Below are 21,552 nucleotides of genomic sequence, written 5' to 3'. Positions count from 1 at the left end.
TCGGTTGCTTCGCTCGAATGAGGTGCCTTCTAGCCTAACTCTTTTCCCTTGGCGAGAGGAAAATGCAAATTTATAGCCCTAAATCCGAAAAAATTTTCGGCAACTGCTCTGGGATATCTTCTGCGATCAAACCAGCACCAAATTTCAACGCACATTCAACATGCAACCACGCCCCGGTTTCCGCTGCTTGCATAGGTGAAAAGCCCCGTGCCAATAGTCCTGTTATGAACCCAGCCAGCACATCACCTGATCCTGCCGTGGCCAACCAAGGTGCTGAGCGTTCATAATGCGCCGAATTTATAGCGCACCGCCCATCAGGGGCTGCAATCACCGTATCCGCCCCTTTAAACAGAACCACACAACCTATACGCTTTGCAGTCTCTCTGGTCGCATCCACCTTAGAATATGCAGGCCCCTTAGAAACTTTGACATCTAATTTTTTCGCAATATCAGGAAAGACACGTGCAAATTCCCCACCATGTGGTGTTAACACACAATTCTCATGAACAAGGTCAAATAAAGCTTTGTCTTTACTGATTAAAGTCAAAGCGTCTGCATCTAATACAGTCGCCCGTTTTGACACCAAAATTGCCTTTAACAGATCCGCACGATCTTGGGATAATCCAAAAGCAGGGCCAACACAGATTGCATTAAGACGTTCATCCAATGCGATAGTGTTCGCATAATCTTCTGCACCTTGAACCTTAGACAACATAATAGCGTTTAATTGCGCTGCATGTTCCGCCATCGCAGACGGTTGCGCCCCAATAGTGACCAACCCTGCCCCAACACGCAAAGCCCCACCTGCCGCAAGACGCGCTGCGCCAGTTTTCGTATGCGGCCCCGATAGCACAAAAGCATGACCATGTGAAAACTTATGGGCAAATGAAGTTTTGCCCATCATACCTTTTTCAGGTTCGGCTAATCTCACAGGGCTTCCATCACTTGGCTTTAAACCGATATCCGTGATCACCAATTTCCCACACTGATTTGAACCACGTTCCAAATAATGCCCAATTTTTGCGCTGTGAAACGTCACTGTCATATCTACAGTACAATATGTCCCTAAGTTTCGGCCACTATCGGCACATAAGCCTGATGGAACATCAACTGAAACACATTTCACACCATAGCGTTCTCTTATGGTGTCAAGTTCTCTTAATAACAATGAAAGCGGTGCTTCAACAGTACGCGTCAATCCTGTGCCAAAAAGCGCATCTACAATCAAATCGGGCATATTACCTGCTTCGAACCCAAGGTCGGCATCATTTAAGGGCATGACATCGCCAATATCGGCCCAACGATCATAATTTATACGCGCATCTGATGGTAATTTATTCGCATCTCCGTATAGGAAAACATCTACAGCCCAGCCCCATTGCTTTAATAACCGCGCAATAACAAAACCATCGCCACCATTGTTACCTGGTCCACATAAAACCACTGCAGAATAAGATGTACGCGCCATTGTTGGCCATTCTTGGAAAATGGCATCAATAACGCCGCGCCCCGCGCGTTCCATCAATTCCAACCCAGTGACCTCGCCATTGTCGATGGCAGATTGCTCAGTGGCGCGCATTTGGGCAGATGTTAGCAGTTCAACCATAGCTCAGGATTCTCATTTGTTTAATTATTATGCATATTGCCTATTTTTTAATCAAAACAGTCTGAATCATCTGAATTAAAACACAGGAAGCAAGACACTCAATTGCACATCAACATAATCCTCTCCAACACTCCTGCCAAGCATTCACAGCATATATTGGGAGAACGCTAAAATGAAAAAAGTCGAAGCCATTATTAAACCGTTTAAATTAGACGAAGTTAAAGAAGCCCTTCAAGATGTAGGCATTCAAGGCCTAACAGTAACAGAAGCCAAAGGTTTCGGCCGTCAGAAAGGCCACACAGAGCTATACCGCGGTGCGGAATACGTTGTGGATTTCTTACCAAAAGTGAAAATCGAAGTTGTTTTAGACGACGATCAACTTGACGCTGCTGTAGAAGCAATCGTAAATGCCGCTCGTACTGAAAAAATCGGCGACGGAAAAATCTTTATCTCCACCGTAGAACACGCTATTCGCATTCGCACCGGTGAAGAAGGTGCGGAAGCACTTTAATACATCAACCCCGTAACCTTATCTCAGAGGGAATTTTATAATGAGTGCAAAAGACCTAGTCAAACGCATTGCGGATGAAGATATCCAATATGTTGACATCCGTTTCACAGACCCACGCGGCAAGCTGCAGCACGTGACTGTAATCAACGACGAAGTTGATGAAGACTTTCTAGAAGGCGGCTTTATGTTCGACGGCTCTTCTATCGCTGGTTGGAAATCAATCGACGAGTCAGACATGAAATTGATCCCAGATTGCGACAGCGCATATATCGATCCGTTCTACGCTGAAAAAACAATCTGTGTGCACTGCCACGTTGTTGAACCAGACACTGGTGAAACATACGAGCGTTGCCCACGTTCAACAGCTATGCGCGCTGAAAACTACTTGATCGCATCAGGTATCGGCGATCAGTCTTTCTGGGGTCCAGAAGCTGAATTCTTCTTGTTTGACGATGTTCGTTACTCAAACACAATCAACAAAGTATCTTACGAAGTTGATGCCGCTGATGCGTCATGGAACACAGATGCTGAGTTTGAAATGGGCAACATGGGTCACCGCCCAGGCGTTAAAGGTGGTTACTTCCCAGTAAACCCAACAGACGCTGCACAAGATCTACGTGGCGAAATGCTTTCAACAATGAAGCGTATCGGCATGAAAGTTGACAAACACCACCACGAAGTGGCGTCATGTCAGCACGAGCTTGGCCTAGTGTTTGGTCCTTTGACAAAACAAGCTGATGATTTGCAAAAATATAAATACATCATCCACAACGTTGCACACGCATACGGTAAATCTGCTACATTCATGCCAAAACCAATCGCTGGTGATAACGGCACAGGTATGCACGTGAACATGTCTATCTGGAAAGATGGCAAACCATTGTTTGCAGGCGACAAATACGCTGACCTATCTCAAGAAGCTCTATACTTCATCGGTGGTATCTTGAAGCACGCTAAAGCGTTGAATGCGATTACAAACCCATCAACAAACTCTTACAAGCGTTTGATCCCAGGTTTCGAAGCACCAGTTCTTCGCGCTTACTCTGCACGTAACCGTTCAGGTTGTGTACGTATTCCTTGGGCTGAATCACCAAAAGCAAAACGCGTAGAAGCTCGTTTCCCTGATCCAGCAGCAAACCCATACTTGTGTTTCTCTGCATTGTTGATGGCTGGCCTTGACGGTATCAAAAACAAAATCGATCCAGGTGAAGCATCAGACAAAGACTTGTACGATCTACCAGCAGAAGAGTTGGCAGCAATCCCAACTGTTTGTGGTTCACTTCGTGAAGCTTTAGAAGAGCTTGAAGCAGACATGGACTTCCTATTGGCTGGTGACGTGTTCACGAAGTCACAATTGGATGGTTACATTGAGTTGAAAATGGAAGAAGTGCACGCATACGAGCACACGCCACACCCAATGGAATTCCAAATGTATTACAGCTGCTAATAGCTTTAGGACTAAAAAATTTAAGGCCTCCGAGTTTTCGGGGGCCTTTTTAGTTATAGATATTGACCAGAAATAAATTACACGTTTAAACTATTAGCATAAAACTAAGAATATTTCGGGTAAGATCATGAATACATTTTTTAAATTCGTATGCTTAACGGCATCTCTTTTATTGGCAGCATGTGCAAATGCGCCAAAAGAAAGAAATCAACACTCTAGCAAAAGCTGTACGGAACAAAGCGCTGTCATAATTGGCGGAACTGGGTATTGCATTTAGTTTTTGCCTAAATCTGAATACAGAAGCAGTCCATAGTCACACAACAACGCAGATAACTGCGCCCATATTGATGAAAATGCGATCCTGTCCATGCCAGAAAGCTTCACAATATCAGCCAAGCAGCGCTGCCCATCAATCACACCCATTAATTTTGCAGCGACAGGCGGCATAGTCAGACCAATTTTTTGACCATCAAGATGTATCTGCAGAACTCCTGTTTTCAAAATAACCTGAGCGGCCTGTCTTGGATCAGCTCCAATGAAATGTGGGATCAAAGAATGGTCGTTCAAATTAATAGGTTTGCTCTGTCCTATTTTATTTGCATACCCCACGTGGGTTTTCAAAGTCCCTCGTAGTTTTTCAGCCAAATGCATTTGGTCTACATTCGATAGCCCCTCAGGCAATTCAAATCCTTCAGGTAGAAAGTCACTCAAACGATACAAAGCTGGTTGTGCAAAACTACTTAATTCCAAATCTGCTTCAGTTAAGTAGCCATTTAATTCTTTGACACTCGTAGCGCGATCTTGATTATGCAGCAATAAATCGTAAAACCCCGCAGGCCCATCATTATGGTCCCCAAGTAATTCATTTCTCTTAAATGGATGTGTATCAGGGACACGTCCAAAAGCGGTTTGCCCAAACTTCAAACGCTCTTCTGGCGTCATCCCTTCTGACAGGGCTCCAAAAGCTTCCTGCAAAGGATAAACACCACTTCGACCGTATGGAGCATAAACCATGAAACCTAAACCACCTCCGTCTGTCAAAGCATTCGAAAGAGCTGTGAAACCAGCTTGCGTATCTTCTAGGTGGTGTAAGACCCCACAACAGTCGATATAATCAAACTCACCGTAATCAGCTGCATCCAGTAAACTCCCAGTGATAAAGGTTATATTTCTCAACCCACGAATTTCAGCCCGTTCTTCTGCTATTTTTCGTGTAGACGTCGATAAATCTATATACACAATTTCATAGGGTCGATTAGCATCCGTTAAACCTTGTGCAATTTGGATTAACCCATCACCAGAACCACCCCCCGCGACCAATATCTTAATGGTCTTAGACCAATCTCGTCTTCCGCCAAATACATGGTGATCAATTTCAAAAGGATTAGATGGTGATCCTGTGATCAATCTTTTACGTTCATCCTGTGGATTACGCTCTGGATATGGATACGCGTTATAATGATCTTCAATCATCGCAGGCATCAGTCAGCTTCCTTAAAATGTACTATTCAACATTGACTACAATACTAAACTCAGCAGTGCTACAAAAGAGTATTGTGGTTTGCAATCATAACAGTAGCATTCAAGAACAAGATATGTAGACTGGTACAACCAAAGTAAAAAGCATAAACGTGACCAATCCTCTTCTCTCCTTATTATCTCGATCTGACGATAAAGGTCTTTATGAAGTCAGCAAAGCATCAATGGCTCGTGTCAAAATAAGGACACTGATCATTGGAGGGCTAACACTCATCGTTTTTAAAATATACCCAACCAACATTGTCTTGTTTTGGGTTATCCCGTTAATGCTCGTTGATCTCATAAATATAATAATAGAAAAGCGCATCATTACGGATCACGAAAGAGATCAAAAGATTTCCAAACGGTTGAGAGTTTTTTTTCTATTCATATCTTGGATGGAATCTATATGCATTGCAGGAATATTTATTCATCTATCCCTATTAACCGAAAATCACACACAGTTTATTCCTTATGTGGTGATTTTATCTGCAACAATTTACATAATCAGCACTATGTTCCATGATGCTATATTTTTATTTGGGCATCTCTTAATCCATAACTCCGCTATAATATTCATCGCATTACGAGATGTTTTTATCAGCTCAGCAGAAGAAAAAGGAACCGCATGGGCCGAATTTTTCGCATCCATTATCCTTATCTTTTTTACAATAGATATCGCGCGATACTTTTACCGCAATTATCAAGAGAATAATCGAAACGAAGAAAAACTGAATACAGCATTAAAACATGCACAAGAATTAACCCAGTTTAAAAGCGATCTTTTATCAACAGTCGGTCACGAGCTAAGAACCCCATTGAATGGTATTCTTGGCTTTTCTCGCATTATGAAAACAACCGAATTATCATCGAAACAAGGCGAATATATCAACCTGATCGAAGACTCCGGAAAAAATTTAAACTTACTTCTTTCAAACATCATGGATAGCGAAGCCATTGAACGTGGTCAGTTTTTACACAATCCAATCGAAACAAATATACCTCGCCTGTTGTATAGATTACAAAAAACATTTGAAGCTGCAATTCAAGATAAAGAGATAGATATAATATTGGATATCAGCAGCAATTTTCCAAACAAAGTCATGATTGACGAAACACGGTTAGGACAATGCGTATCTAATCTTATGTCGAATGCAATTCGTTTTACAAATAAAGGCAAGATCACATTGCGAGCTTGCATTATAGATGGCACTTCAAGCTCTAAACTACACATCAGTGTAACAGATACTGGTGTGGGAATATCAGAACCGCATAAAGCTAAAATTTTCGATAAGTTTTTTAAGGCTGATAATCAAATACTCCCAGCACAAGGTACTGGTCTCGGTCTCTGGCTTATCCGAAATATTGCACAAGCAATGAATGGAGAATTAAACCTATTAATATCCTCAGATAGTGGTAGTCAGTTTGAGTTAACATTCAACATTAACAATGACGACATTAATGCCCCTAAAAATATAGGCACATTAGCAAACAAGCGTATCTTGCACATTGAGGATACAAAAACCAATCTCATACTGGTTCGTATATTGTTGGAAGATAAAGAAGCCACAGTTATCGATGCTAATACTGGAGCAAAAGCTTTAAGACTTTTAGAGAACTATGATTTCGATATCATTTTATGCGATTTACAATTACCTGATTACGATGGGAACACCTTACTAAATGATATTCGAAAGTTGGATCATAAAAATGCGACCGTACCAATTATTGCCTTAACTGCCCAACCAGAGAAAATACTAAAGGCTGGGCCCAAAGGCACATTTGATACGATTCTTTCGAAACCAGTAGACTCAAATCTGTTGCTATCAACACTGCTTAAGTTGAATTAATCTTAACCGTAACGCAAATCAATTCAAAAAACATATCCAATCAATCAACAATTTATATGAATCCATTGCGATACAGTGTGAAAACGACACTTCAATTCAAATAAACGATATTTACTGTTCACTTTTTCTCATTTTTTGAAAAATAGACGTTTTTTTTCAACGACAAGCTTGACGACAGGGTTTCTGCATCGCTTAATGCTGCCAGAGCTGCGGGGACTATGAAAACACCGACAGCCTAGTATGTGAAAAAACATACAAACAACATGGGAGACTAAACTAATGAGTAATAAATTTAAAGGTATCGCCGCATTCGCTGTTGGCGCTGCACTAATGTCATCTGCTGCTCACGCTGCTTGTGGTGACATTTCTATCGCTGAAATGAACTGGGCATCTGCTGAGTTGATGGCAAACGTAGACAAAATGATCCTTGAAGCAGGTTACGGCTGTAACGTTGAACTAATTCCAGGCGCGACGACAACAACATTCGCATCAATGAATGAAAAAGCACAACCAGACGTAGCCCCAGAGCTATGGGCAAATGCTGTTGCTGAGCCTTTGAATGCTGCCGTAGACGAAGGCCGTATGTTCGTAGTAAACGAAGGACCAATCGTTGGTGCTGGTGATGGTTATTACATCAACCCAGTGGTTGCTGAAAAATATCCAGAACTAGACACACTAGAAAAAATCTTGGAACGCCCAGACTTGTTCCCAGATTCAGAAGACCCATCAAAAGGCGGCATTCTTGGTTGTCCTGCTGGTTGGGGCTGTCAATTGATCGGTGCAAACCTTTTCCGCGCTTTCGACATGGAAGCAAAAGGTTGGAAACTGGTTGACCCAGGTTCAGCTGCTGGTCTTGACGGTTCTGTAACAAAAGCAACAGAACGCGGCCAACCATGGGTAGGCTACTACTGGTCACCAACAGCCTTGGCTGGTCGTCTAAGTCTTTCACCACTAACTATCGAACAAGATTGGGGTGGCGACGAAAACTGGAACGGCTGTATCTCTAAAGCAGAGCAAGATTGCGCCGACCCACAACCAACATCTTATGTTGAATCTGTTGTGAACACAGTGATCACAAAAGAAGCTCAAGCAAAAGGTGGCGATGCAATGGATTACTTCGGTAAACGTTCATTCCCAGCTGACGTAATGGGTAGCATGTTGGTTTACATGGCTGACGAGCAAGCAGCTGGTGCAGATGCTGCTGTTGAATTCATGAACACACAAAAAGATGTGTGGAAATCATGGGTTTCAGAAGAAGCTGCGGCTAAAATCGAAGCTTCACTTTAAGCTTTTGGCAAAAATCGCCCATTACTGCACAGCAGTGGTGGGCTTTTTTATATATAAAATTCAGAGGGAAAAACAATGGCAGAAGACAGTCTTATAGATTGGTCTAAGCTCACTTGGATAGAACCGCCCGTCATGGGCCGCACTGACCTAAGGGATCTTAAAAAGGGAATTGATAGTGGTTTTCGCGATTTCATCCGTGAAAATGGCGAATGGATCGAAAATATTTTTGAACCATTAAAATGGATTCTCATTAAATTTGAACATGCAATGGTTGGGATGCCATGGCCACTATTTTTAGTGATCGTCGCAGGCTTATCATATCTTGGTTCCAGAAGTTGGAAACTGTCCTTAGGCGCAGTCTTATCATTTGTTCTAATCGGTTGGTTAGATATGTGGGAGGCCACAATGGCGACAGTTGCTATGGTCTCGGTATCTACCCTGCTCTGTATCGCCCTTGGAATACCTCTTGGCGTATGGATGTCACGCTCTGATCGCGTTCAATCATTCATCGTTCCAATTCTCGATATCATGCAAACAATTCCAAGTTTCGTTTACCTTATTCCAGTTGTTATGCTGCTCGGCATTGGTAAAGCACCAGCTTTGATTGCTGTGATGATTTATGCGATCCCACCGATCGTGCGTTTGACAAACCTTGGTATTCGCCTTGTGGATAAAGAAACATTGGAAGCGGCTGACGCATTTGGCGCCAACAAAAAAGAGCGCCTGTTCGGTGTTCAAATTCCACTGGCTCTGCCAAACATCTTCGCAGGTGTGAACCAAACAATCATGATGGCTTTGGCTATGGTTGTGATTGCTGCGATGATTGGTGCAGGTGGTCTGGGTACTCCAGTGCTACGCGCCGTGAACAACCAATACCTAGCACTTGGTGTGTTTAACGGTATGGCAATTGTTGCGATTGCGATCATCTTTGATCGTGTATCTCAAGCATATGGTAAGCGGTTGCAGAAACACCGCGAAGGAGGCCACGGTGTCTGATCTTAAAGTACAAATCAAAAACCTTTACAAAATCTTTGGTAAAAATCCCAAAAGCATGGTCAAACATGTTGAGGGCGGCATGTCTAAACCAGACTTGTTGAAAAACCACGGACACGTAATCGGCCTAAACAACATCAACCTGGATATCCCTGCAAAGGGTATCCAAGTGATCATGGGCTTGTCTGGTTCGGGTAAATCTACCCTGATCCGTCACATCAATCGCCTTATTGAACCAACTGCTGGTGAAATGATTGTTGATGGACAAGATGTTTTGACCATGTCACCTGATGCATTGCGCGACTTCCGTCGTTACAAAGCATCAATGGTGTTCCAAAAGTTCGCCCTGCTTCCACACCGTACAGTTCTTAAGAACGTACTTTACGGTTTGGAAATCCAAGGTATAGCCGAGGATGAAGCTGTAAAGCGTGGCCAAAAATGGTTGGAACGTGTGGGCCTAAAAGGGTTCGAAGATCACTACCCTGCGCAACTGTCTGGTGGTATGCAACAACGTGTGGGCCTTGCCCGCGCATTGGCAACAGATGCTGACATCCTACTGATGGATGAAGCTTTCTCTGCGCTTGATCCATTGATCCGTACAGATATGCAGAACATCCTTTTGGAACTGCAAGAAGAGCTGCACAAAACCATCATCTTTATCACACACGATTTGGATGAGGCTTTGCGCATCGGTGACAATATCGCCATTCTACGCGATGGTGCCATGGTTCAAACTGGCTCGGCTCAAGACATTGTTCTGAATCCAGCGGATGAATACGTCACGGACTTTATCCAAGACATCAACCGTGCACGCGTTCTGGAGCTGAACTCTATCATGGGTAAAAAACCAGCCAAAGCGACTGCTTTGAAACTGGACAAATCCATGGTGATCGATGTTGCTATGCAAGCGCTTTCAAACGCAAAAGCAAAATCAGCGACAGTTATGGACGGCAAGAAAGTTGTTGGTTCTGTCACTATGGACTCAATGGTACAAGCCATTGCACGTCCAGATGGCGAAGTAAAAGGCATCGACTCTTACCGCTAAGATCACAACACACATTACGAAAAGGGCCTCCAACTGGGGGCCCTTTTTATATGGACAGCTTCATTTAAAGCCGCCAAACTATACCAATAGGGAAATAAGGGGATCCAAAGATGTCATTTCATATCTTACGCGGGCTGTTATTCTTATCCAGTATCCTGATTATGATCATAGGCAGCTCATATTATTTGTTGGGCCCAGACATAGCTTTTAACCTTATGTTGGATCTCATGAAACCGATCCTTGGCGAACAACCCCCTATCGTTGAAATGTCACCCGCAAATGTAGACAGCGAAATCCGTACATTATCCCCAATGATGGTCGCTTACGGTTTCATGGTATTTCTATGTGCCAAACATCTTAGGACCCATCTCTACTACGTACCTCATTTACTTGGGCTTTTTATGGTCGTTGGCAGTGGCCGTATTCTATCGTACATCTTCGTGGGCAATCCACATCCACTCTTTGTGGTTCTAGCAGCAGTCGAACTTGGCGTGCCTATATTCATTTATCTCGTCTACCGTTTTACCGTTTCTAGAATGGTATAAGACGCATCCTAATCACGACATTTTTGTTTAATCAAAGACGCAAATAGAATTGCGAATAACACATTGATTATGCTCCCCTAACAGAAAGGGACGCCAAACCAATGAACACACATTACTCAGATACACGCAAAATCGACCCCACACGTGGCGACACGCTAGCTGATGGCAGCCCGAATGATGGTGATCGTATCGAGATTGGCCCCACCCTTTTGGCTTTACGCGAATGGGAAGCCGCAGGTCTAACACCACCAAACCTAGATGCCATGCGCAAGTTCCGCTGGGAACGCCTGACAAAACACATCGTTGATCGTGATTATGGTGGCCTGCTCATGTTCGACCCACTGAACATTCGTTATGCCACAGACAGCACAAACATGCAGTTGTGGAACACACACAATCCGTTTCGCGCCGTCCTTTTATGTGCAGACGGATATATGGTGATCTGGGATTACAAAAACTCCCCCTTCCTTTCAACATTCAATCCTTTGGTGCGCGAGCAACGCTCAGGCGCAGATCTGTTTTACTTTGACCGCGGCGATAAAGTGGATGTTGCTGCTGATGTATTTTCCAAAGAGGTGCGCGATCTGATCAATGAACATGGCGGCGGTAACAATCGCATCGCTGTAGATAAAGCCATGTTAAACGGCATACGCGCGTTAGAAGCCCAAGGTTTTGAAATCATGCCTGGTGAAGAAGTCACCGAAAAGTCCCGCAGCATAAAGGGCCCTGATGAAATCCATGCTATGCGCTGTGCGTCCCATGCTTGCGAAGCAGCAATACTTGAAATGTTTGAAGCCACCCAAACAGGCATGTCCGAAGATGAGATTTGGGCAGAACTTCACAGGTCCAACATCAAACGCGGCGGCGAATGGATCGAAACCCGCCTTCTATCAACAGGACCACGCACAAACCCATGGTTCCAAGAATGCGGTCCACGCCGTTTGCAAAATAACGAAATCCTCGCCTTTGATACCGATTTAGTCGGGTGTTACGGCATTTGTATTGATATCAGCCGCACATGGTGGTTTGGCGATCAAAAGCCCCGCCAAGATATGATTTATGCGATGCAGCACGCCCATGAACACATCATGACCAATATGGCATTGATGAAACCTGGTGTGTCCATGCGTGATTTAACCTTCAAAGGTCACCAACTTGATGATCAATACATCAAAGGCCAATATGGATGCCGTTTTCACGGTGTTGGCTTATGCGATGAATGGCCTCTAATCGCCTATAAAGAAGGTTATGTAGAAGGTGCTTTCGATTATGAATTAGAGGCTGGAATGGTGCTCTGCGCCGAAGCTTTGGTAAGTCCAGAAGGCGGTGATTTTTCTATAAAACTCGAAGATCAGGTATTGGTGACAGAGGATGGATTTGAGAATTTAACCAAATATCCCTTCTGTCCGCACCTGATGGGTGAAACATAAGGCGCATAACCCTCACAAGCACGTGACTTTTCCTTTCATTCTCTTGCTAACGCCCTTCTCTTGCTTAATTTAAAGACAAGCCACAGGAGTTCCCCTTTATGTCACAGGGTAAAATCACGTTCACTGGTCATTCGGGTGAAGAACTTGCAGCACGCTTGGACATGCCATCAGGCGATGTTCGCGCTACAGCTATTTTTGCACATTGTTTTACTTGCACCAAAGATATCCCCGCCGCACGCCGTATCGCGCAACGTTTGGCAACGATGGGTATTGCCGTTCTAAGGTTTGATTTTACTGGCCTTGGCCATTCAGGTGGCGAATTCGCAAATACAGATTTTACAAGTAACGTAGGTGACTTGGTACACGCTGCAAAATACTTATCGGAAAACAACAGCGCACCGACATTACTAATAGGTCACTCTTTAGGCGGCGCTGCTGTCCTAAAAGCTGCGGGTGAAATCCCATCCATCAAAGCCGTCGTAACCATCGGTGCCCCTGCTGACCCAGGTCATGTTGTCCATAACTTTGGCAGCTCATTGGATGAGATAAGACAAAAAGGCAAAGCAACCGTCAAATTGGCAGGCCGCCCATTCAAGATCACCCAAGATTTCGTCAATGACGTATCCGAGGCAGAGCTGACACCAGCCATCGCCAATCTAAAACGCGCCCTATTGGTTCTGCATTCCCCAACAGATCAAACCGTAGGTATCGAAAACGCCGCGCAGATTTTCACGAATGCAAAGCATCCCAAAAGCTTCATCACATTAGATGATGCCGATCACTTGGTCACACGCAAAGAAGACGCAGAATACGCTGCCGAAGTTATTGCCGCATGGTCAGCACGCTATCTTGGCCTGAAACAACCTGCTGCCCCAATCGGCGCACCAGAAGGTGTGGTACGATCCACCGAAGCAGACCCAGATGGTTTCTTACAAGACATCTGCGCAGGTCCGCTTCACCATGCACTTGCAGATGAACCCATTACTTATGGTGGCACGAACAAAGGCATGTCGCCCTATCAATTCCTATCCGCAGGATTGGGTGCATGTACATCCATGACCGTTCGCATGTATGCAAGACGCAAAAAAATCCCGCTTGAACATGTGCAGGTCAGTATTGTTCATCACAAAGTCCACGCCCAAGATTGCGATACATGCATGACAACCGAAGGCCGCATTGACCAATTCACACGCGAAGTCCGCCTAAAGGGCAACCTGACCGAAGAACAAAAACAAAAGCTTTTGGAAATCGCCGATAAATGTCCAGTACACCGCACATTAGAGGGCGAGATCAACGTAACCACAACCTTAGCGGATTAATACGCTAAGGTCCTATACACATCGCCGCCGTTTTAGATTATGCTTTGTAAAAACGAGCAAATAAGAATCAATAATGGCCGCAACAGACCTATTCAAAGAAGACCCAGCACAAACAGATTACGACGCCTCTAGTATTGAAGTCCTAGAAGGCCTTGAACCCGTTCGCCTACGCCCCGGCATGTATATCGGCGGCACAGATGACCGCGCATTGCATCACCTAATCGCCGAAGTGTTGGACAACTCTATGGACGAAGCCGTGGCAGGCCATGCCACGCGCATTGATGTTGAATTGCTTGCAGATTATTCTGTCACCATCCGCGACAACGGCCGTGGTATCCCAATCGATCCACACCCGAAATTTCCAGAAAAATCAGCACTAGAGGTCATTCTATGTACCCTCCACGCTGGCGGTAAATTTAACGGCAAAGCTTACCAAACTTCTGGCGGCTTGCACGGTGTTGGTGCATCCGTAGTAAACGCCCTCTCCGATCACATGCGTGTTGAAGTGGCACGTAACAAAGAACTATATTGCCAAGAATTTTCACGCGGCATCCCTAAAGGCCCTGTTGAAAAAATCGGTGCCGCCCCAAACCGCCGCGGCACATCCGTAACATTCCATCCAGACGCAGAAATTTTCGGACCAAAAGCACGTTTCAAACCAAAACGCGTTATGACAATGGTACGATCAAAAGCCTACCTTTTCTCTGGTGTGGAAATCCGCTGGAAGTGTGACCCATCTTGTATCAAAGCAGATGACGACACACCATTAGAAGCCACATTCCACTTCCCAGGCGGCCTTGCCGACTATCTGAATGAACGTCTAGAAAACTCATCCACATATGCCGAAGCACCCTTTGCGGGCAAAGTGAACTTCACCGAAAAATTCGGCAACGACACACCCGGTTCCGTAGAATGGGCGATCAACTGGACCCCGTCCCGCGATGCATTCATGCAGTCCTACTGTAACACCGTGCCAACACCCGAGGGTGGCACACACGAAAGCGGTTTCTGGGCAGCTGTCCTGAAAGGCATCAAAGCTTACGGCGAATTGGTCGGTAATAAAAAAGCCGCAACAATCACACGCGAAGACGTGTTGGGAGGTGGTTGCGCCCTCGTCTCTTGCTTTATCCGTGAACCAGAATTTGTAGGTCAAACCAAAGACCGCTTAGCGACAGTCGCCGCCCAAAAAATGGTCGAAACATCCGTACGCGATCACTTCGACAACTGGCTAGCAGCAAACAATAAATCCGCAGGTGCGATCCTAGATTTCATGGTCTTAAAGGCCGAAGAACGTCTGCGCCGCCGTCAGGAAAAAGAAACTGCACGCAAATCAGCAACCAAAAAACTCCGCCTACCAGGAAAACTAACGGATTGTTCCACCAATGTGCGCGAAGGCACAGAACTGTTCATCGTCGAGGGCGACAGTGCGGGTGGGTCTGCCAAAATGGCACGTGACCGCAAAACCCAAGCCCTTTTACCCCTACGCGGTAAAATCCTGAACGTTTTAGGTGCTGCATCCAGCAAAATTGGAACCAACAACGAAATCAACGACCTATGCCAAGCACTTGGCGTGCAAATGGGCACAAAATTCAACGTCGAAGACCTACGGTATGACAAAATCATTATCATGACGGATGCAGATGTCGACGGTGCCCACATCGCATCCTTGCTGATGACATTCTTCTTTACCCAAATGCGCCCCCTTATCGACAACGGCCACCTCTACATGGCCTGCCCACCCCTTTACCGCCTGACCCAAGGGGCACGCCGCGAGTACTGCATGGACGATGTAGAAAAGGATGCGTTGATGGAAAAAGGCTTGGGCGGTCGTGCTAAAATCGAGGTATCTCGCTTTAAAGGTTTGGGTGAAATGGACGCCAAAGACCTAAAAGAAACCACAATGAACCCTGCCACACGCCAATTGATCCGCATCAACATTGATGAAGATGAACCAGGGGAAACAGCAGATTTAGTTGATCGTTTGATGGGTAAAAAACCCGAGCTACGGTTTGAATATATTCAACAGAACGCACAGTTTGTTGAGGAATTGGATGTTTGAGTTTTTGCAAAACCAACCTGTGATTTGCATCTGACATAAAAGCTCTTAAGCTATAACCATAATATCAATCAGGTGATCGAAATGCCCGCTTTAAAAGTATTATTCCTGTCCACCCCATTATTTCTCTCCGCTTGCCTGTTCGAAAGTGCAGAACAGAAAGTCACGCGTGCACAGCAATTCAACGGCAAAACATTAGCGCAAGTTTCAAGCCTTATTGGCCCCCCAACCCAACAAAGCGCAAATAGCGCCATTTGGCATTTCGATAAAACCGTTGAGATTACGGAAACCCGCTTTGAGAATTTTCAACGCGGCAAAAGCCGCCTTATTGGTGATGTAACAGAAACCACGCATTTCAACTGCACTTATACAGCCACTTTGGATCAAGGGCGCATTGCATCCAGTCAATATGATGGCAACAGTTGTCGACGTTTCTCACCAACAGTACACAGCAGATAAACATGCCCAAACGACCGCCCAATTCAGTTGCATCATTGGATGATTTTGGGCGTATTCAACTGTCAAAGACCTTTTACATGCGCGATTTCCTGCATTCTGAGATCGCCAATTTTCATGGGGTGCAAAACATCCCAGAAAACCCAGACCTTGCCATTCAAGCTGGTACGCAACTTTGCGAACAACTCCTCGAACCCCTACAAGATCGCTTTGGACGGATTGCAGTGCGTTCAGGCTACCGCTCCCCTTCTGTGAATACCTTTGGCAACGAACAACAGCAAGCAGGCAAATCGGGATATTCCTGTTCCACAAATGACACCACAGCTGGCTGTCATATCTGGGACCATCTGGATAAAAACGGGCATATGGGGGCAACGGCAAGTATTGTCGTGCCATCCTTTGCCAAACTCTACAATGACGGCATGTCATGGACACAGTTGGCATGGTGGATACATGACCACCTACCCTATTGCCGTTTGTTCTTCTTCCCAAAGAATGCTGCATTCAATATTCGCTGGTCCGAAGCACCTGAGCGAAAGATTCAAAGTTATGTGCCACCACGCGGATATTTAACCAATCCCAAAATGGACAATCATAAGGGCGATCATTCAGCAAAATATGCTGAAATGTTAAGAAAACTATAACCGACAGGTTGCCATACGCATGCCATACAGGTTCCATACACAGAAATTGTCATAAATTCGTAACACAACAAGTGTACCTCCGACGTATGAAATTTATACACTCTCTCTTACTCTTCATCCTATTTTCCACACCTCTTTACGCCCAAGATGTAGATCTGGAATTGGTCTTATTAGCTGATACAACAGGTTCCATTACCGACGAAGAAATCTCTTTCCAAAGAAAGGGTTATGCCGATGCCTTAGTATCTGACGGTGTCTTAGATGCGATCAGATACACCTTCACAGGAAAAATCGCTGTGACATACGTTGAATGGGGCGATTACCGCAGACAAGAGGTGGTTGTGCCATGGACCATCATATCCAACAAAGCAGATGCAAAAGCCTTTACACAACAACTCCATTCCGTTCGCCGCTTCGCTTATGGCCGCAATGCAATTGGGGCTGCCCTGTTAAAGGGTAAAGAATTGATAGAAAAGAATAATATCTCTGCCATTCGTCGTGTCATTGATATCTCTGGTGACAGTGCCATAAGCTTTAATGGTCCTTCCATTGCTGATGCACGCGCACAAGTATTGGCGTCGAACATCACCATAAATGGACTGCCAATCCTGTGTCGTAATTGCAAAAGTAAACCAACAGAACCCGATCTGGTAGAACGCTATACAGACACCATAATTGGCGGTTCAGGCGCTTTTGTCGTCACCGTAGAAAGCATGGATTTATTTGCAGCAGCGGTGGAGCGTAAATTGATCTTAGAAATCTCAGGCAAAACCCCAAAAGAGACGCTTGCCATGACTGTAAAATGAAAAGAGAGCCCTCCGGGAGAATGGAAAGGGCCCTCTACGCTACTGGCTCTGCAATCCAGTAGCAGATCATAATTATCGATATGGCAAGTTACTGCTCGAAAACACAAAGAGCTTCGCCGACTTTAGCTATACCCAAAGGGGCATAAATCGATACTCATGACCAAACTTAACGATAAGGGGTAAAGGTTCAAAAACGTTCAATTGTATAAATTAGTCACAATGAAAAGCACAGTATTCGTGCAGGCCTGATTTTGTCTTTCCCCTTAAAAAACATATACATTCCCTAAGGGAATTATCCGTCTAAATAGTGTGTGTGTCAAAAGAAAATACACAATAAGTTGTGTGTGTTTTCAAGGTTCTACAAAATAACTCAAATATTTCTGTATTAAGATCGTTATAAAACCTTCATTCTTTATCAAAAAAGAGCCGAATAATGTATACATGCCACAGTTCATAAAAATTCGCTTAATTTTCATGTTCGGTGAAAAATGTTACTGTCCATTTTCCCGATTTAAAGTAACGTATGCCAAACAAAATAAACGAGTTCCACACTATGATTTTGCGTGCAGCTGCCAGTTTGGCAATTTTAACTTTTACAGCCACTACAGGGTTTTCTGAAACCATAAATCTACGCAATTCCTGTGAGCCATGGGAACATATCCCCCAAAACGAAGCATTAGGCACACCAGCCTCTGGGCTTTTGCAATGTGCCGATGACGACGGCATATGGCTTGCCGTTCAAATTATGTGTTTTACCGAGACTGCGGAATTGGAATTCAGGTACCGTCCACGCCATCCAATAAATGCTCCAATCAAGTCTGAACCAGAAGTACAAGAAACATCAGAAGTTATTACTTTAGCGAACGGTGTGACGATAAATATCGAAGATCTAACATTACCAAAAAATACAGAAATCGAACCTATAGAGAGCAGTTTAGCAGATATGGAGATGCTTTTCTTTAACTTTCCAAAGATTGGCGTCACATCTGTAGTGAATTACGATTATGAAGCCAAAGATTGGAGTTATCGTGATAAAGAACCCCTTGGCCCATTGTTCCGCAACTTCATTGCAGGCAATTATGCTGATGTTTCGCTGATCGCCACAGGCATTACAGAACGGCTTCCGCTTAAAGGGTCTACAAAAGCATTACGCCCTGTTGTCGAAGCCTGCCGTATTGCCAAACGCAAAGTTGAAGCCGCTAAAAAACTAGTACAGGATTAACCCGCCAACTCTAGTGTTTGATCCCAAACGGCTTTTGCAATCGTCACTTCAGATACATCAGCCTTGCCAGTCCCAGGTAAACGCGCACCTTCTTGTTCTGTCACCGCATCTGATACGCGCGCCAGACGTTCCCAGAACGCATCGCCAGAGAATGTTGTTGGATCAACAATGAAATAGAATTGGCCCAAATCATGTGGTTTACCATCTGGCAACTTCAACCCTGCTACATCCAAAGAATTCACTGAACCAGTAACTGCAGCCGCTAAAATCTCGGTCATGAGACCAAAACCCCAACCTTTATAACCGCCAGTAGAGACCAATGACCCCTTCAAAGCTTCTTTTGGATCCGTCGTTGGCTTGCCTTCAGCATCTACAGCCCAACCCAAAGGAATGCTCTCTCCAGCGCTTGCTGCCATAGTGATTTTCCCCAGCGCAACCGCGGATGTACTTTGGTCGAATTGGAACGCAACACCCCCCTCTTTGGCTGGGATAGACATGGCTATTGGATTGGTACCAATCACGGCTTTATAGCCATTTGGTGGCGATACTACTGGGGACGCATTAGTAAATCCAATCCCAATCATGCCTGCGTTGGCGATTTGTTCCGTGAAATAGCCAAGCGATGTACATGTATGCGAATGACATATAGCCAATGCACATGTCCCCGCTTCTTGGGCAACCATGATGGCTTCTGGCAAACCACGGGCAAAAGCTGGCTGTGCAAACCCAAGTTTTGCATCCACCTGAACACTTGCCAGTTTTGGTTTAGAAACAACCGGTTCAATGTCACCGCTCACACGACCAGACGTCAGTTGTGTGCAATAGCTTTCCAGATAATACAGGCCACAGATCAAGTTTCCTACAGATTCCGCTTTGCGTACAGCTTTGGCAACCTCAATTGCAACAAACTCATTTGCACCGTGTTTCATCAATGCAGCTTTAGATCGATCAAAAATGTCGTCCAAGCTTACTGTAATCTGTGTCATATGCCTCTCCCCAAGCTTATGTTTCTTCTGCCAAAGCCTCCAGCTCTAGCCATTCTTCTTCCGCTGCATCTAACGCAGCTTGGCGTTCGATCAAGGCATCTGTGGCCTTTTGGAACTTTATTGGTTCTTTTGTAAACAATTCTGGGTCTGACATAAACTCTTGCAGCTTGGCAATCTCGGCCTCTAAACGCTCCATTACGCTTGGTAATTCTTCCAAACGATGCTTTTGTGTAAAATTAAGCCCAGATTGGTCTAGCTCTGCTACCCCTTTAGCATCTGTCTTTTTCGCCTTTTTGGGAGCCTTAGCCACCTGCCCCAATATTTCCTTACGCTGTGAACGGTAATCAGACCAACCGCCAGCATAAACAGTGGCATTCCCATCGCCCTCCATCGCAATGGTTGTGGTGGCTACAAGATCAAGGAAATCGCGGTCGTGGCTGACAAGAATTACAGAACCATCATAACCATCTAAAATCTCTTGTAATAAATCCAGCGTTTCAACATCCAGATCATTTGTTGGCTCATCAAGGATCAGCAGGTTGCTGGGTTTCGCCATAATACGTGCCAGCAACAAGCGCGCCTTTTCCCCACCAGACAATGCTGACACAGGCCCACGTGCTTGGTTATCATCAAACAAGAACTCTTTTAGATATCCCACGACATGTTTAGGGTTCCCTCGCACCATGATCTGGTCATTCTTACCCGATACACCCAACTCTTTATCCATGGTCAAAGTATCCCACAGACTGGCTGTTGGGTCTAATTGCGCGCGGTTCTGATCAAAGATCGCTGAGACAAGGTTTGTTCCCAGTTTAATTGTGCCACTATCAGGCTCTGTTTGCCCTGTCAGGATATTCAATAGCGTGGTCTTACCCACACCATTTGGTCCAACCAATGCAATACGTTCCCCTCGCATCACACGCAGATCAAAGTTCTGAACAATAGGCTTATCATAAGCTTTGCTAACCCCTATGGCCTCGACCACCAGTTTACCAGATTTAGGCCCCGTATCCAGCGCCATAGCAGCCGTGCCCGTACGCTTGATTTGCCCTGCTTTTTCAGCACGTAGATCTGCCAAGCGCCGCACACGCCCTTGGTTGCGTTTGCGGCGTGCAGATATACCTTCAACCGCCCAGCGGCCTTCGGCCTTTATTAGGCGATTAAGTTTATGACGTTGTTGATCTTCTTCATCGAACATCTTATCGCGCCAGTCTTCGAAAGCTTCAAAGCCTTTTGGGTGTTGGCGTACCAACCCACGATCAACCCATATGATACCTTTGGTCAATGTCCGCAGGAATGTTCTATCGTGACTGATCAACACGAACGCTTTGCGTGTCGTCCGCAAATGATCCTCTAACCAAGCAATAGCTTCCACATCTAAATGGTTCGTTGGCTCATCCAACAACATTAGATCAGGATCTTCTGCAACAATCTTAGTCAAAGCCGCACGCCTGCGCTCCCCACCAGATGCGGTGTCAGGGGCGCGGTCCAAATCCAACTTCAAACCTTCGGCCACCATATCCACGCGGTAAGCATCCGCCGCATCCAAAGAGGTCATCGCATAATCACGCAATGTCTCATAACCAGACAGATCAGGGTCTTGTTCCATATAGCCCACAGATTGACGTGGCCTTAAAAACCGTTCGCCTTCATCTGCTTGCACCAATCCAGCGATCACTTTCAACAGCGTCGATTTACCTGATCCATTACGCCCGACAAGACACAAACGCGCTCCTTCAGAGATCACAAGATCAAGTCCTGTAAACAGTGGGTTTCCGCCAAAACCAAGGCGTATATCAGATAAGGTCAAAATCGGAGGTGCAGCCATGCT

The 21,552-nt window shown here is 45.1% G+C and carries 18 protein-coding genes; 14 read left to right on the top strand and 4 right to left on the bottom strand.

From position 1 onward, the window contains the following. Positions 1-70: 70 nt before the first annotated feature. Positions 71-1,606: an NAD(P)H-hydrate dehydratase gene (locus tag F9L33_RS02805; RefSeq protein ID WP_152141210.1), complete on the bottom strand. Its 1,536-nt coding sequence runs from the start codon at positions 1,604-1,606 to the stop codon at positions 71-73. Positions 1,607-1,778: 172 nt separating this feature from the next. On the opposite strand from F9L33_RS02805, the gene F9L33_RS02800 reads away from it, so the two are divergent. Together F9L33_RS02800 and glnA are read left to right on the top strand one after the other, a co-directional pair. Next, the gene (locus F9L33_RS02800; protein WP_152141209.1) at positions 1,779-2,117 is read left to right on the top strand and encodes a P-II family nitrogen regulator; all 339 of its coding nucleotides are present in this window, start codon (positions 1,779-1,781) and stop codon (positions 2,115-2,117) included. Positions 2,118-2,157: 40 nt separating this feature from the next. Beyond that, positions 2,158-3,564: a type I glutamate--ammonia ligase gene (gene glnA, locus F9L33_RS02795; RefSeq protein WP_152141208.1), complete on the top strand. Its 1,407-nt coding sequence runs from the start codon at positions 2,158-2,160 to the stop codon at positions 3,562-3,564. Positions 3,565-3,837: 273 nt separating this feature from the next. Here the strand turns inward: glnA and F9L33_RS02790 are convergent, their stop codons facing one another. Next, complete coding sequence (locus tag F9L33_RS02790) at positions 3,838-5,046, bottom strand: bifunctional 2-polyprenyl-6-hydroxyphenol methylase/3-demethylubiquinol 3-O-methyltransferase UbiG (RefSeq protein ID WP_152141207.1); 1,209 nt, start codon at positions 5,044-5,046, stop codon at positions 3,838-3,840. 149 nt (positions 5,047-5,195) lie between these two features. On the opposite strand from F9L33_RS02790, the gene F9L33_RS02785 reads away from it, so the two are divergent. The 12 genes from F9L33_RS02785 to F9L33_RS02730 all read left to right on the top strand — a co-directional run bounded on the left by F9L33_RS02785 (position 5,196) and on the right by F9L33_RS02730 (position 18,735). Beyond that, entirely contained in the window at positions 5,196-6,932 is a 1,737-nt protein-coding gene (locus tag F9L33_RS02785; RefSeq protein ID WP_152141206.1) for an ATP-binding protein, read from the top strand. Between the two features lie 279 nt (positions 6,933-7,211). Continuing rightward, positions 7,212-8,219, top strand: coding sequence for a glycine betaine ABC transporter substrate-binding protein (locus F9L33_RS02780; RefSeq protein WP_152141205.1), 1,008 nt, complete (start codon positions 7,212-7,214; stop codon positions 8,217-8,219). Positions 8,220-8,294: 75 nt separating this feature from the next. Further along, positions 8,295-9,215 (top strand): proline/glycine betaine ABC transporter permease, encoded by a 921-nt coding sequence (locus tag F9L33_RS02775; RefSeq protein ID WP_152141204.1) that lies wholly within the window; start codon positions 8,295-8,297, stop codon positions 9,213-9,215. Further along, positions 9,169-10,257: a glycine betaine/L-proline ABC transporter ATP-binding protein gene (locus tag F9L33_RS02770; RefSeq protein ID WP_193221950.1), complete on the top strand. Its 1,089-nt coding sequence runs from the start codon at positions 9,169-9,171 to the stop codon at positions 10,255-10,257. The genes F9L33_RS02775 and F9L33_RS02770 overlap by 47 nt, the downstream gene beginning before the upstream one ends. Before the next feature lie 110 nt (positions 10,258-10,367). Next, positions 10,368-10,802: a DUF4345 domain-containing protein gene (locus F9L33_RS02765; RefSeq protein ID WP_152141202.1), complete on the top strand. Its 435-nt coding sequence runs from the start codon at positions 10,368-10,370 to the stop codon at positions 10,800-10,802. Positions 10,803-10,903: 101 nt separating this feature from the next. Then, a complete protein-coding gene (gene dddP, locus F9L33_RS02760; RefSeq protein ID WP_152141201.1) occupies positions 10,904-12,232 on the top strand; it encodes a dimethylsulfonioproprionate lyase DddP in 1,329 nt (442 codons plus the stop codon). A gap of 98 nt (positions 12,233-12,330) precedes the next feature. Beyond that, positions 12,331-13,551 carry a bifunctional alpha/beta hydrolase/OsmC family protein gene (locus F9L33_RS02755; protein ID WP_152141200.1) on the top strand — a complete coding sequence of 407 codons (1,221 nt, stop codon included), beginning with the start codon at positions 12,331-12,333 and terminating at the stop codon, positions 13,549-13,551. Between the two features lie 73 nt (positions 13,552-13,624). Beyond that, complete coding sequence (parE, locus tag F9L33_RS02750) at positions 13,625-15,610, top strand: DNA topoisomerase IV subunit B (RefSeq protein ID WP_152141199.1); 1,986 nt, start codon at positions 13,625-13,627, stop codon at positions 15,608-15,610. A gap of 81 nt (positions 15,611-15,691) precedes the next feature. Then, the gene (locus F9L33_RS02745) at positions 15,692-16,066 is read left to right on the top strand and encodes a hypothetical protein (RefSeq protein ID WP_152141198.1); all 375 of its coding nucleotides are present in this window, start codon (positions 15,692-15,694) and stop codon (positions 16,064-16,066) included. A 2-nt stretch (positions 16,067-16,068) separates the two neighbouring features. Beyond that, entirely contained in the window at positions 16,069-16,707 is a 639-nt protein-coding gene (locus tag F9L33_RS02740) for a hypothetical protein (protein ID WP_152141197.1), read from the top strand. A gap of 86 nt (positions 16,708-16,793) precedes the next feature. Further along, on the top strand, positions 16,794-17,513 hold the full coding sequence (locus F9L33_RS02735; protein WP_152141196.1) for a DUF1194 domain-containing protein: 720 nt from the start codon (positions 16,794-16,796) through the stop codon (positions 17,511-17,513). 553 nt (positions 17,514-18,066) lie between these two features. Further along, the gene (locus F9L33_RS02730) at positions 18,067-18,735 is read left to right on the top strand and encodes a hypothetical protein (RefSeq protein ID WP_152141195.1); all 669 of its coding nucleotides are present in this window, start codon (positions 18,067-18,069) and stop codon (positions 18,733-18,735) included. Here F9L33_RS02730 and F9L33_RS02725 read toward each other — a convergent pair. Both F9L33_RS02725 and F9L33_RS02720 read right to left on the bottom strand, forming a co-directional pair. After that, a complete protein-coding gene (locus F9L33_RS02725) occupies positions 18,732-19,721 on the bottom strand; it encodes an Ldh family oxidoreductase (protein WP_152141194.1) in 990 nt (329 codons plus the stop codon). The two genes, F9L33_RS02730 and F9L33_RS02725, sit on opposite strands and share 4 nt — an antisense overlap. A gap of 16 nt (positions 19,722-19,737) precedes the next feature. Then, the gene (locus tag F9L33_RS02720) at positions 19,738-21,549 is read right to left on the bottom strand and encodes an ABC-F family ATP-binding cassette domain-containing protein (protein WP_152141193.1); all 1,812 of its coding nucleotides are present in this window, start codon (positions 21,547-21,549) and stop codon (positions 19,738-19,740) included. Positions 21,550-21,552 lie beyond the last annotated feature (3 nt).

Origin of the sequence: Amylibacter sp. SFDW26 (assembly GCF_009184395.1) — a bacterium.
Classification (GTDB): Bacteria; Pseudomonadota; Alphaproteobacteria; order Rhodobacterales; family Rhodobacteraceae; genus Amylibacter.
This window is presented reverse-complemented; position numbering and strand designations above follow the sequence as displayed.

What these genes read in the sequence shown, in the direction of transcription:
- F9L33_RS02770 (WP_193221950.1), top strand. Translation starts at nt 9,169, where the DNA reads ATGGTAAGCGGTTGCAGAAACACCGCGAAGGAGGCCACGGTGTCTGAT.
- F9L33_RS02755 (WP_152141200.1), top strand. Translation starts at nt 12,331, where the DNA reads ATGTCACAGGGTAAAATCACGTTCACTGGTCATTCGGGTGAAGAACTT.
- F9L33_RS02720 (WP_152141193.1), bottom strand. Translation starts at nt 21,549, where the DNA reads ATGGCTGCACCTCCGATTTTGACCTTATCTGATATACGCCTTGGTTTT.
- F9L33_RS02745 (WP_152141198.1), top strand. Translation starts at nt 15,692, where the DNA reads ATGCCCGCTTTAAAAGTATTATTCCTGTCCACCCCATTATTTCTCTCC.
- F9L33_RS02790 (WP_152141207.1), bottom strand. Translation starts at nt 5,046, where the DNA reads ATGCCTGCGATGATTGAAGATCATTATAACGCGTATCCATATCCAGAG.
- F9L33_RS02765 (WP_152141202.1), top strand. Translation starts at nt 10,368, where the DNA reads ATGTCATTTCATATCTTACGCGGGCTGTTATTCTTATCCAGTATCCTG.
- F9L33_RS02805 (WP_152141210.1), bottom strand. Translation starts at nt 1,606, where the DNA reads ATGGTTGAACTGCTAACATCTGCCCAAATGCGCGCCACTGAGCAATCT.
- parE (WP_152141199.1), top strand. Translation starts at nt 13,625, where the DNA reads ATGGCCGCAACAGACCTATTCAAAGAAGACCCAGCACAAACAGATTAC.
- F9L33_RS02740 (WP_152141197.1), top strand. Translation starts at nt 16,069, where the DNA reads ATGCCCAAACGACCGCCCAATTCAGTTGCATCATTGGATGATTTTGGG.
- glnA (WP_152141208.1), top strand. Translation starts at nt 2,158, where the DNA reads ATGAGTGCAAAAGACCTAGTCAAACGCATTGCGGATGAAGATATCCAA.
- dddP (WP_152141201.1), top strand. Translation starts at nt 10,904, where the DNA reads ATGAACACACATTACTCAGATACACGCAAAATCGACCCCACACGTGGC.
- F9L33_RS02730 (WP_152141195.1), top strand. Translation starts at nt 18,067, where the DNA reads ATGATTTTGCGTGCAGCTGCCAGTTTGGCAATTTTAACTTTTACAGCC.
- F9L33_RS02735 (WP_152141196.1), top strand. Translation starts at nt 16,794, where the DNA reads ATGAAATTTATACACTCTCTCTTACTCTTCATCCTATTTTCCACACCT.
- F9L33_RS02780 (WP_152141205.1), top strand. Translation starts at nt 7,212, where the DNA reads ATGAGTAATAAATTTAAAGGTATCGCCGCATTCGCTGTTGGCGCTGCA.
- F9L33_RS02725 (WP_152141194.1), bottom strand. Translation starts at nt 19,721, where the DNA reads ATGACACAGATTACAGTAAGCTTGGACGACATTTTTGATCGATCTAAA.
- F9L33_RS02800 (WP_152141209.1), top strand. Translation starts at nt 1,779, where the DNA reads ATGAAAAAAGTCGAAGCCATTATTAAACCGTTTAAATTAGACGAAGTT.
- F9L33_RS02775 (WP_152141204.1), top strand. Translation starts at nt 8,295, where the DNA reads ATGGCAGAAGACAGTCTTATAGATTGGTCTAAGCTCACTTGGATAGAA.